Below are 12,096 nucleotides of genomic sequence, written 5' to 3' on the forward strand. Positions count from 1 at the left end.
CCCCCGGCCGCCCGCGTTGAACCGCAGGCGGTGACCCAAGCTAAAGACAAATTCCGATTGGGCGCAAGTCCTTAGGCGGCGAGCTGCATCCTGTTCTTCGATAGCTGTGCGAGCAGCGAGATATTGTTGAAGAACCACATCCGATCGATGGCGAGATCGCTATATTTCTGGATGGTGTTGGCGAACGTATAGGGCGTGTACCAGACATTATGATCAGGGTGGACGACCTCCACGAAGGTCTGGCTGTTGGCGATGTAATCGAAATGGCGGCCGCCGCACTGGAAGGCATCGGGCACCGAAATCAAGAAGGTCTCGGCGTCCACGCCTTGCAATTCGGCCAGGAATTCCTCGACATTGGCGACATGCTCCATCACTTCTGGGACGAGCACGAGATCATAGGAGTCAGTGGCTTCGCTCACGCTGGAGAAGAGGCGCCCCTTTACGTGCGGAGCTAGAATTTCGAGTGCTTCGGTGTGCGGATCGACCCCGTCGAGCGCAGCGCAGGCCGGCTCGAGGTACAAATGCAGCGAACGGCTGAGATCGGTGATCGGCCAGTCTGCGCAGCCGACATGCAGCACGCGCTTCCCCGCGCAGAAATCGCGCAGAACCTTGCCGCGGCCCTTGCCGGCGAATTCGTTGCTGACGTTGACGCGCTGGACGAAATAGGGGGCGTGCAGCGCTTCCAATGCGGACGAAATCGGCGCTGCTTCCTCCGCCGCGGGCTCCGGCTGGAGCGCCGGCGGAGCGACCGGCTCGGGTGCGGCGCTCACGTCGCGCGCGTGAATTTCGTCATAGGCGCGCAGCGTCGAGCCCCACAGCTGATCGGCATAGACCGGATCGCTGCCATCATAGGTCTGGCCGGTGAAGTGCGTCGGAATGAAATAATGGCTCGGATAGATGCGCAGCTTGGAATAATTATATTTGCGGTAGCTCTCGCTCAGCCGCATCGGGCCGACGGTCTTCCAGGCCTTGGCGTGCGTCACGGTCGGATCGTCATGGATGTCTCGGATGATCTGCTCAACGAACGAATTGCCCGCCTCGCATCCGAAATAGCCCGCGGCGATCAGGCCGGGGCGCATGATCTCGTTTTCCCAGCAGGCGAACGCCTCGCAATCGAGCAGATGATCGTCGAGCGGGCGCAGCGCGATGCTGTCGGCATCGACAACAACGCCGCCTTTGGCGTGGAGAATCTCCCAGCGCATCATGTCCGCCACGCCGTTGAGTTCGCGGCCGTACATGTCGGCCATGTGCTTGGCGTTGAACCAGTCGGCGCTTTCGAAATCCGAATTGTCCCAGAGCAGAAACTCCCAGTTCGGATTGAGCGCGCGCCAGGTGTCCATGCAGTTGGTCGGGCACTTGGTCTCGTCGCCTACCCAGATGAAGTGCATCAGCTTGGGGATCATCGTCTCTTCCTCGCGTCACCGATCGTGCGTGCAGACGACGGTAAAGCGGCATGGTTAATAATTTTTTCGCAATGTTCCCGCCATTCCGGTTTCGACACGAACGAACGGGGACGCGCAGATGCGCAGCAAGGCAAGGCAACGGCCCAGTATCGCCGCGGTACTCATCGTCCGCGACGAAGCGCGGTGCATTGCGCGTTGCTTGGAAAGCATTCGGCCGCATGTCGATCGCATGCTCGTGCTTGATACGGGCTCGCTCGACGACACGCCGGCCATCGCCGCGGCTGGTGGGGCGCAGGTGCACCACCTCGCCTGGCCCGGCGACTTCTCCGCCGCGCGCAACCATGCGCTCGGGCTCGCCGATGCAGACTGGAACCTGGTGCTCGATGCCGATGAATGGATCGTCTCGGGCGGCTCGGCGCTTCGCCGATGGTGTCGCGGACCGGCGCGACTGGGGCGGCTTTGCGTCCATAGCGCCGTGGATGGCGACCATAGCCCTGCCGGAGCTTCGCGCCGCAACTGGATGACCCGGCTGCTGCCGCGCGGCGTCCGCTATGAAGGGCGGGTGCACGAGCAAGCGGTATCGGAACTGCCCCGCGAACGCATCGAGCTTCACGTCGCGCATGACGGCTATCTGGAGGACCAGCTCGACCGCAAGCGCGACCGCAATGGCCCGCTGCTTCTCGCCGATCTGAACGAGCGACCGGGCGACCCCTACATCCTCTATCAATTGGGCAAGGATGCGGAGATGCGGGACGACCTGACCGCGGCTGCCGGGCATTACGCTGCCGCGCTTCCCGGCACGGCGCCTGCCGACAATTGGCGGCACGGGCTCGTCATTCGTCAGATGCGCTGCCTCGGCAAAATAGGCAGGCAAGATGAGGCGCTGGCTCTGGCCAATTCGGAAATGCCGCATTGGGAAGGTTCTCCCGATTTCTTCTTCGTGCTGGGCAATCTCCTGCTCGATCGCGCCGTGGTCGATCCTTCCCGTGCAGTCAGCGACTGGCTTCCTTTGGCCGCAGGCGCCTGGGAGCGCTGCCTGGTGATCGGCGAACGCCCCGATCTCGAGGGCAGCATGCAGGGCTGCGGCAGCCATCTCGCCCGCCACAATCTGGAGGCGGTGCAGACTCAGATGACGCTGCACGCGGTACGAAGCGAGCTTGCGCGGATCTGCAACTGAAAACGCCGCACCTGATCGATTTTCTGATTGGTACTGGTCGAGTTTAGTCGTTTCCGGGAATGCCGCTCCAAGCCTAGTCTTTCGCGCAGATAAAGCGACGAGAGGATCAGGCCATGGACGCAGAGACTGGATCGATCGAGGGCGGCTGCCCGATGAAGGGCGACGGCGGGGTCCGCGCGTTGCTCGGCCGCACCAACAAGGACTGGTGGCCCGAGATGCTCGCCACCGAAATCCTCAATCCCAATGGCCCGACCAATCCGATGGGCAAGGACTTCGACTATGCCGAGGCCTTCAAGGCGCTCGACTATGATGCGCTCAAGGCCGATCTCACTGCGCTGATGGCCGATAGTCAGCCTTGGTGGCCGGCAGATTACGGGCATTACGGCCCCTTCTTCATCCGCATGGCCTGGCACGCGGCGGGCACCTATCGCACCGCCGATGGCCGCGGCGGCGCCAATAGCGGCCAGCAGCGCTTCGCCCCGCTCGACAGCTGGCCTGACAATGGCAATCTCGACAAGGCCCGCCGCCTGCTTTGGCCGATCAAGCGGAAATACGGCAAGAATATCAGCTGGGCCGATCTGTTCATCCTCACCGGCAATGTTGCGATCGAGAGCATGGGCGGGCCAGTGTTCGGCTTTGGCGGCGGGCGCGCCGACGTGTTCGAGCCCGAGCGTGACATCTATTGGGGCTCGGAGGACAAATGGGTGAACCAGGGCGTGCAGACCCGCATCGCCCCCGAGCATGGTATGCACGAACTGGAAGGACCGCTGGCCGCGATCCAGATGGGCCTCATCTACGTCAATCCCGAGGGGCCGGGCGGCAATCCTGATCCGCTTCAATCGGCGCGCGACATCAAGGCGACGTTCGAGCGCATGGCGATGAACCATGAGGAGACCGTGGCGCTGACCGCGGGTGGCCATACCTTCGGCAAGGCGCACGGCAATGGCGATGCCTCGCTTCTGGGCAACGCGCCTTCGGGCGGCGATTTGGTGGGGCAAGGCTTTGGCTGGGTCAGCACGCATGAAAGCGGCGGCATCGGCGAGCATACGGTGACCAGCGGAATCGAAGGATCGTGGGTCAACACGCCGACCGAATGGAGCGAGAATTTCTTCCGCCTGCTGCTCGACTATGACTATGAGCTGGTCCGCTCGCCCGCGGGTGCGCAGCAATGGCAGCCAATCAACCAGAAGGAAGAGGACAAGGCGCCGGCGGCCTGGGATTCGTCGAAGAAGGTGCCGACGATGATGACCACCGCCGACATGGCGTTGAAAATGGATCCGGAGTTCCGTGCGATCAGCGAGCGGTTTCGCAACGATCACGAGGCGTTCAAGGACGCCTTCGCGCGCGCGTGGTTCAAGCTGTGTCACCGCGATATGGGGCCTCGCATCCGCTATCTCGGGCCGGAAGTCCCGGCAGAGGACCTGATCTGGCAGGATCCGGTTCCCGCGGGCACCACGCCTTCGGACGCGGACGTGCAGGCAGTGAAGGCCAAGATCGCTGCGAGCGGGCTGACCGTGAGCCAGCTGATCAAGACTGCCTGGGCCTCGGCCAGCACCTATCGCAAGTCGGACTATCGCGGCGGCGCCAATGGGGCGCGAGTCCGGCTGGCGCCGCAGAAGGACTGGGAAATCAACGAGCCGGAGATGCTTGCGAAGGTGCTCGACACGCTTGAGGGCCTGCGCGGCAGCATGTCGATGGCCGATGCGATCGTGCTGGGCGGCGTGGTCGGGCTGGAAAAAGCGATCAAGGACGCCGGCTCGAGCGTCGCTGTGCCGTTCGCCGGCGGCCGCGGCGACGCGACCGACGCGCAGACCGATGCCGAAAGCTTCGAGGTGATGGAGCCGCAGGCGGACGCTTTCCGCAACTACCTCGGCAAGAAGAAGCTGGCGGTGAAGACCGAGGAAATGATGCTCGACCGGGCATCGCTGCTTGGCCTGTCCGTCCCGGAAATGACCGTGCTGATCGGGGGCCTGCGCGTCCTCGGAGCTAATCATGGCGAGCGCGGGCACGGCCATTTTACCAAGCGTTCCGGCCAGTTGACCAACGACTTCTTCGTCAATCTGCTCGACATGACCAATGTCTGGAAGGCAGCGGAGGATGGCAACGACCAGGACTATGTCGCCACCGATCGCGCCGAGGGTCACGAAACCTGGCGTGCGACGCGGGCGGACCTGATCTTCGGCTCGAATTCCGAGCTGCGCGCAGTGGCGGAAGTCTATGCCGAGAGCGGGCACGAGGAAAAGTTCGTGCAGGACTTCGTTGCCGCCTGGACCAAGGTGATGAACGCGGATCGGTTCGATTTGGTGTGAGGAGATAAAAGCCCCTTCCCTGAAGGGGAGGGGCATTAAAGGAGAGGCGATGCGGCGTGCGGACGTCGATCTGCTGGACTCACGCCGCGCTTATTGGGTGCCGAGCGTAGTCGCGCCCTGCCGCGATTGGGCGGGTGTGCCCGGCTGCACCCGCGGCGCGCGCTTCCTGGTCGACCGCCACACGCTGCGGGCAAACCGTAGCGATTTCGCCGCCTTTGCCAGCAAGCCGAGCTGCATGCGCTGGATCATGCGCCACCGCGCCGAGCTTAACACCGCATTGCCCGACGCGCCAATCAGTGCCGTGCGCCTCGATCGCTGGCTGCTCGGTCTGGACTGAGCACTTCGAAGTTCATGCGAATTCGGCGCCATGATTTGGCGCATGCGCGGTTGCGCCAATCAGGCGCACCCCATAGTCAACTTATAGTTATCTATAGTTATATTGTTTCGAAGAAGACTCTCTTTGACTCCAGGCTGGAAGCATGACAGGCATATATAAATAGAGTTGCCCAAAAACTGTCTTCGGTGAGTCGGGTTCGACTCTAGCGGAATTTACGGATAATTCCGACTCTACTCACCCTGTGCAAGTGTATCCTTTTTCTGAACTCGTCGGGAGGATAATCATGAGCATTTCCAAAGGTAAAGAAGTGAAACTTGGCGCGGCGGCACTGCTCGTTGCCGCGGCCGGACTTGGTGTGGCCGCCGCCCCTGCGGTCGCCGATCCCCGTTCGGATGCTACGCAGACCAAGGTGGCTGCCGCGCGCGCGACGAACCTGAGCGCGAAGGGATCGGAAACGCAGCTGCGCAGCCAGATCGCCACGTTGCAGCGCACCGATCCGGTGAAGAGCGCGATCCTGCGCTCGGCGCTGGACCAGGCGAAGGGTCGTCCCGGGTTCAATCCGGCGGCGATCAGCATCTCGTTCGGTTTGAAATGGTGACAGGGTTCGGGAAGGCCGCGGTTCGCCGCGGCCTTCCCGGCCTGCCGCACCGATGTTCACATCCTACATTCTCAAGCTGACTGGTTTCTGCAATCTGAACTGCAGCTATTGCTACATGTTCAATAGCGAAGATCGCGGCTTCACGCGAAAGCCCGCGGCGATGACCGCGGATATCGCGCGTCAGGCAGTCCGGCGGATCGCCGAGCATGCCCGCGTGCATGCGCTGGGCGAAGTCCAGATCGCATTGCACGGCGGCGAGCCGACCTTGTGGCCGATCGCCGACTTCCGCGCGCTGTTCGACGAAATCGCCGCCGTTCGTGCCGAGGGGCTAACGGTGCATGTCGCCCTCCAGACCAATATGCTGAAAGCGCCCAAGCCCGAACTCATCGCGATGTTCGAGGAAATGCAGGTGTCGATGGGCATCAGCCTCGATGGACCCCAGGCAAGCAACGACAGTGCGCGCGTGGATTTCGCCGGGCGCGGTTCGTACCGCCGGATCATGCGCAATGTGGATGGGCTGGTAGCTGCGGGGAAGGGGGGCCTGATCGGCGGCTTTCTTTGCGTGATGCGGCCCGAGCTGCCGGCGGGCGACTTCCTCGCCTGGCTGGCGGGCTTGCCGGTGACGCGCGCCACGTTGCTCTGGCCGCTCGACCCCAATCAGGACCGGCCTCCCTGGACCGATGCTGCCGCTTATGCCGAACAGCCGCTGCTCGGGACCTGGCTCACGCAATTATACGAGGCATGGCTCGATCTCGATCAAGTCGATGTCGAGATCCGCTTCTTCAACGAGATCATGCAGGCGCTACTCGGCGCACCGCCCCAGCGCGACGATATCGGTCCCTGGTCGTTCCACTCGCTCGTGGTCAACACCGATGGCGCGATCGAGCTGACTGACTATCTTCGCACTTCGGCCGACGGCGCGGGCGAGACGGGCTTCGACATCGCCGAAAGCGCATTCGATCAGGTCGCAGCGAGCTTCTTTTATCGCTCGCGCAGGATGGCAGCCGAACGCCAGCCGGTACGCTGCGGCGGTTGCAGCTTCTGGGAAGCCTGCCGCGGGGGTACCCTCGCCGGGCGGCTCGATTCGGCAGGCACGATCACCGATCAACCCTCGGTGCTGTGCCCCGACCATCTTCATTTGTATCGGCACGTGGCGGACCGGCTCGCGGGCGCGCAGGCGGCCTGAGTTGGGGAAGCAACATGACCGAAGCCACCGACTTGCGAATCCTCCTTGAGGGAGGCCAGCTGCGCACGACCGAGCAACTCATCGCCTTCTCGGCAATCAATCGCCTCGGCGATATCGAGAGCCTGCGCAAAGTGTTCGACTGCGTCGGCGGGATCGAGCGCGGCGCGGCCGCATTCGGCGCGCTGGCGGATTCGCTCGCGATGAGCAATCCGCAAAGCGACCCGCGGCTGACCTCACCGGTGCTGGGCGGCTGGCTGAGCGATTTCGGACGGATCGCAGACTGGTCCGACGCCGACGACCCCAATCTGCTCCGCCAGCTCGACAAGGCGGCCAACATGCAGTTCGGGCTGAGCGACGATGGCGAATGGACTGCGCTTCTCGCAGTCGAACAGGGTGTGCTGATGACTGCGGACTGCGCCCTTGCGGTCGCGGGCATTCCCGGGAGCTTGGCGGGTGCGCAGAAGTCGGGCGATCGGCTTGCGCTGGTCGACGAAGACGGGACGCGGCACGATTTCGACCTCGCCGATCGGGAGGACCCGCGCATTCTGCGCGCGCCCTCGCTCGCGGGGCTCGACACGCTGGTCCGCAACGACTTGCCCTGGCTCAGGCTGTCGCTCCGCGAAGGCGCAGTGCCGACGCGCGAGGCCGGGGTCATTCCGTGGCAATTCGATGCGCGCGAACCCTATTATGCACCCGGCGATATCGGAATGCTGCGCGAAGCCGCAGCGACGATCGAGGCGTGCTGGCCCGAGCGTTACGAGGAGATGGGACGCACGGTGCGCGTGTTCATTCCTCGCACTGCGCCTCCGGGATGGAAGGTGGAGGGCTTCACGGTGTCCTCGCATCAGGGCGCCATCTGGATGGTCATGACCACTGTGACCGACGGGTTCGAATCGATCCTCCACGAAGAGGGGCATATCCGCCTGCGCTATATCGAAGACGCCATACCGATCCTCACGCCCGACCAAACGGAGGAGTGCTTTCAGGTGAGCTGGCGGGAAGACACGCGCCCGATCGTCGGCATCGTCGAAGGGGTGTTCGTGCACAGCCAGATCGCGGAGGGTTTTGCTCGTGCGCTGGATCGCGGCGTGTTCACCGGCGCGGCGCGCGACGATGCCGAAGCGCGGCTGGCGGAGGTGCGTGCCGAAGTGGCGGAAGCTGTCGGGCTGCTGCATGCGCACGGCAAGTTTACGCCGGCGGGGCAGGGGTTTCTCGACTGGGCGGATGCCGTGGTTGCGAAAGGCGAGACCGTCTCAGTCTGATCTCTCGCGTGCGTATCGAAAACCCCGCCCGGATCGCCTCCGGACGGGGTCCCAACTACGGACGGGCCGTGGGCTCGATAGCCCAGGCCCAATTCCTGTGCGGATCGTTAGATGCCGTTCGACAGGTTGGTATCCGCGTCATGGGTGCGCAGATCCTCGGCCTTCTTGTCGCCCGTCTCGCGGGCGGCGTCGGCCTGGTTGTTGAGGCTGTCCGCGGCGGCGCCGGTCGTGTTGTCTGCCGCGGCCTCAAGCGTGTCGGCGGTGTTTTCCGCATTTGCTTGGATGTTCTCCGCGGCCTGCTCGCGCGGGCTGGTGTTGCACGCCGAAAGCGCCAGCAGGCCGATTGCTGCGCTTAGAACAGACATTTTCTTCATGGACTACCCCTGTCGTTGTTGATCTCGATTCCGCACGGGTGCGTAGGGGTGAAGAAGCACCAGTACGATATTTTGTTCCGTAGGTGTAACGCCATCAACCATGTTCTTCGTATCCCTGCGGAGCCGAAAGAAAACCCCCGCGCGGAGCGATCCGCGCGGGGTTTCTCATGCACCAGTGAGCCAGTCGCTAGCCGACATGTCCCGCCAGCGCCGCGAGCAGCAGCAATGCGACGATGTTGGTGATCTTGATCATTGGATTCACTGCCGGGCCGGCAGTGTCCTTATAGGGATCGCCCACGGTGTCGCCGGTCACAGCCGCCTTGTGCGCTTCCGAGCCCTTGCCGCCGTGATTGCCGTCTTCGATATACTTCTTGGCATTGTCCCATGCGCCGCCGCCCGAAGTCATCGAGATGGCCACGAACAGTCCCGAGACGATCACGCCCAGCAGCATCGCACCCAGCGCCGCAAAGCCTTCGCCCTGGCCGGCCACATAAGTGATGATGAAGTAGACAGCGATCGGGCTGACCACCGGCAGCAGCGAGGGGATGATCATCTCCTTGATCGCTGCCTTGGTGACGATGTCCACCGTGCGCGCATAATCGGGACGGCTGGTCCCTGCCATGATGCCGGGATTGTCGCGGAACTGGTTGCGGACGTCCTCGACTACCGAGCCCGCTGCGCGGCCGACGGCAGTCATGCCGAATGCGCCGAACAGATAGGGCAGCAACGCGCCGAGCAGGAGCCCGACGATCACGTACGGATTGCTCAACGAGAAATCGACCCGCACATCCGGGAAGAACTCCTTGAGGTCGGTCGTGTAGGCACCGAACAGCACGAGCGCGGCCAGTGCAGCCGAGCCGATGGCATAGCCCTTGGTCACTGCCTTGGTGGTATTGCCAACCGCGTCGAGCGCATCGGTCTTGTGACGCACATCGTCCGGAAGCCCCGCCATTTCGGCGATGCCGCCAGCATTGTCGGTGACCGGACCATAGGCGTCCAACGCAACGACCATGCCCGCCAGCGCCAGCAGCGAAGTTGCGGCAAACGCCACGCCGATGATGCCTGCGATCTGGAACGAGGCGATCACTGCGACGACGATCACAAGCGTCGGCAGCGCAGTCGATTCAAGGCTGATTGCCAAGCCCTGGATGACATTGGTGCCGTGGCCGGTTTCGGATGCCTTGGCGATCGACTTGACCGGGCGATAGTTGGTGCCGGTGTAATATTCGGTGATCCAGACCAGCAGGCCGGTCACTGCGAGGCCGATCATCATGCAAAGGAACAGGCTCATGCCCGTGAATTCCTTGGCAACGAGCGAAGCCAGGTCGCCGTCACCAGTAATGACCGCGTTGGCATCGACCGGAAGCGCGCCGACGACGGTGTTCATGTCGCCCATCAACTCGCCGGTAAGGGCATAGCTGGTCGCCACATAGATCGCCGGGATCGAGAGGATCGCAGTGGTCCAGAAGCCCTTGTAGAGCGCGCCCATGATCGACTGGCTCTTGCCGAGGCGGACCATATAGGTGCCGATGATCGAAGTGATGATGCACACGCCGCCGACGATCAGCGGAAGCGACATCAGCCGCATCAGCGCCTCGGCGCCAACGCTGGAGAGAAGGAGCGCGATCGAGACCATGGTGAGGCCGATCGTCACGACATAGGTCTCGAACAGATCGGCCGCCATGCCTGCGCAGTCGCCGACATTGTCGCCGACATTATCGGCAATTACGGCCGGATTGCGGGGATCGTCCTCGGGGATACCGGCCTCGACCTTGCCCACCAGATCGGCACCGACATCGGCGGCCTTGGTGAAGATGCCGCCGCCGAGACGCGCGAAGATCGAGATCAGCGAGGCGCCGAATGCGAGCGCGGTGAGTGCGGCGATGATCTGACGACGGTCCGCCAGTTCGCCAAGATCCATGCCGGCCTGATCGATCAGATACCAGAAGATCCCGGCGATCGAGAGCAAGCCGAGGCCAGCCACCAACATGCCGGTGATCGCGCCCGAGCGAAAGGCGAGCGTCAGGCCGCCCTGCAGCGAGCCGCGCGCGGCCTCTGCGGTGCGGACGTTGGCGCGCACCGAAATGTGCATGCCGACGAAACCGGCGACGCCCGAGAGGATCGCGCCGATCAGGAAGCAGGCCGTCGAGAGGCCGCCCAAGGTGAAGAAAATAATGACGGCGACGATCGCGCCGACGATTGCGATGGTGAGGTATTGGCGGCCCAGATAGGCCTTTGCGCCTTCCTGGATGGCGGCGGCGATACTCTGCATCTTCTCGTTGCCCGCAGGCGCGCTGAGCACCTGCTGAGCAGTCAAAATACCATAGAGCACGGCGATAAGGCCGCAGGCTATGGCGATATAAACGATCGTCATGTCGGTGAAGTCCTTCCCCTAGACTTTGAAAGTCGGAGCCATGCCGATCTTGCCGTCGGTCTTGGCTTGGGTGAAAGGTATAAGGAGGCTTCTAGGGAGCGCAAGCGCGCTCAGCGGTGTTCGTAGCCCAACTTTTCGGGGGGAAGTGCGCCGTCGAGCAGGAGCGGCGCGGGGCCGCGGGCCGTTAAGGCACCGATGCGCGTGGCAGGGATAGGGGGCGTGAAGGCAGCAGCCGTGGCGAACAGCAGTTCGTAATCGTCGCCCCATGTGGCGGCAGCCAGGCGATCCTCTACACCGGCGGCGAAGGGGATTGCATCGAGGCTGATCTCGGCGGTGCAATTGCTGGCAGCGGCCATCCGGCTGGCATCGAGCAAAAGGCCGTCGGAGACGTCCATCATCGCGTGCACATGCGGCGCCAGCGCGCGGCCTTCGGTAAGGCGCGGGCGCGGACGGAGATAGGCGGGGCCGCCTTGGGCGAAGTCGCGCATAGCGGCGCCGATCTGTCCGGTTACCCACAGGGCATCACCAGGCTTTGCACCGGTACGCATCGGCACGGCGGTGGCGCGGCCGATCGCCGTGCAGCCGAACACGGCCGGGCTGGTGGCTATGGTGTCGCCGCCCAGCAGTGGGACGTTATAAGTTTGGAGGACTTCGCGCAGCCCTTCGACAAAGCGATCGCTGCTGGCGACCAGGGTGGCGCCGATCAGCACGCCGATCGGCTCGGCGCCCTTGGCCGCGAGGTCGGAGAGATTCACTGCGACCAGCTTCCAGGCGATGTCGGCGGGGTCGGTCCCGGTGCGGTAATGCACGCCTTCAGCAATGGCATCGTGGGTAAGGACCAGCGTTTCGCCGCCGATGCTGAGGGTCGCGGTGTCATCGAGCAGGCCGTGTGCGCCCGGGTGCAGCGGGAGGGTGCGCAGGGCGGCGATGAACTCGGACTCGGTCATTGCAACTTTCCTCCCTCGCGAAGCGGGGAAGGGGGACCAAAAATTGGTGGAGGGGGTCTATCCGCGAGCGGCGTCTTCGCGGCGAAGCCCCCTCCGTCGCGCTGCGCGCGCCATCTCCCCCGCTTTGCG

General features: G+C 63.6%; 10 protein-coding genes. 6 read left to right on the top strand and 4 right to left on the bottom strand.

Annotation, left to right across the window (positions count from 1 at the left end; translation table 11 throughout):
- Positions 1-71: 71 nt before the first annotated feature.
- Entirely contained in the window at positions 72-1,403 is a 1,332-nt protein-coding gene (locus ACZZZM_RS06465) for a glycosyltransferase (protein WP_463594281.1), read from the bottom strand.
- 118 nt (positions 1,404-1,521) lie between these two features.
- Here ACZZZM_RS06465 and ACZZZM_RS06470 point away from each other — a divergent pair, with 118 nt between their 5' ends.
- From ACZZZM_RS06470 to ACZZZM_RS06495, 6 genes are all read left to right on the top strand, one after another.
- Complete coding sequence (locus ACZZZM_RS06470; RefSeq protein ID WP_463594282.1) at positions 1,522-2,580, top strand: glycosyltransferase family 2 protein; 1,059 nt, start codon at positions 1,522-1,524, stop codon at positions 2,578-2,580.
- A 113-nt stretch (positions 2,581-2,693) separates the two neighbouring features.
- Positions 2,694-4,889 carry a catalase/peroxidase HPI gene (gene katG, locus ACZZZM_RS06475; RefSeq protein WP_463594283.1) on the top strand — a complete coding sequence of 732 codons (2,196 nt, stop codon included), beginning with the start codon at positions 2,694-2,696 and terminating at the stop codon, positions 4,887-4,889.
- Positions 4,890-4,938: 49 nt separating this feature from the next.
- Positions 4,939-5,226, top strand: coding sequence for a hypothetical protein (locus tag ACZZZM_RS06480; RefSeq protein ID WP_463594284.1), 288 nt, complete (start codon positions 4,939-4,941; stop codon positions 5,224-5,226).
- Positions 5,227-5,473: 247 nt separating this feature from the next.
- On the top strand, positions 5,474-5,824 hold the full coding sequence (locus ACZZZM_RS06485) for a hypothetical protein (protein ID WP_463594285.1): 351 nt from the start codon (positions 5,474-5,476) through the stop codon (positions 5,822-5,824).
- 52 nt (positions 5,825-5,876) lie between these two features.
- Positions 5,877-7,010, top strand: a complete 1,134-nt coding sequence (locus ACZZZM_RS06490) for a radical SAM protein (protein WP_463594286.1) — start codon at positions 5,877-5,879, stop codon at positions 7,008-7,010.
- A gap of 14 nt (positions 7,011-7,024) precedes the next feature.
- Positions 7,025-8,272, top strand: a complete 1,248-nt coding sequence (locus tag ACZZZM_RS06495) for an aKG-HExxH-type peptide beta-hydroxylase (RefSeq protein ID WP_463594288.1) — start codon at positions 7,025-7,027, stop codon at positions 8,270-8,272.
- Positions 8,273-8,379: 107 nt separating this feature from the next.
- Here ACZZZM_RS06495 and ACZZZM_RS06500 read toward each other — a convergent pair whose 3' ends face one another.
- The 3 genes from ACZZZM_RS06500 to thiL form a co-directional block, all read right to left on the bottom strand.
- Positions 8,380-8,646 (bottom strand): hypothetical protein, encoded by a 267-nt coding sequence (locus ACZZZM_RS06500; protein WP_463594289.1) that lies wholly within the window; start codon positions 8,644-8,646, stop codon positions 8,380-8,382.
- 187 nt (positions 8,647-8,833) lie between these two features.
- Positions 8,834-11,020 carry a sodium-translocating pyrophosphatase gene (locus ACZZZM_RS06505; protein ID WP_463594290.1) on the bottom strand — a complete coding sequence of 729 codons (2,187 nt, stop codon included), beginning with the start codon at positions 11,018-11,020 and terminating at the stop codon, positions 8,834-8,836.
- A 110-nt stretch (positions 11,021-11,130) separates the two neighbouring features.
- Positions 11,131-11,967 (bottom strand): thiamine-phosphate kinase, encoded by an 837-nt coding sequence (gene thiL, locus ACZZZM_RS06510; RefSeq protein WP_463594292.1) that lies wholly within the window; start codon positions 11,965-11,967, stop codon positions 11,131-11,133.
- Between the last annotated feature and the right edge of the window lie 129 nt (positions 11,968-12,096).

The sequence above is a fragment of the Sphingomonas sp. AC522 genome, assembly GCF_979258125.1.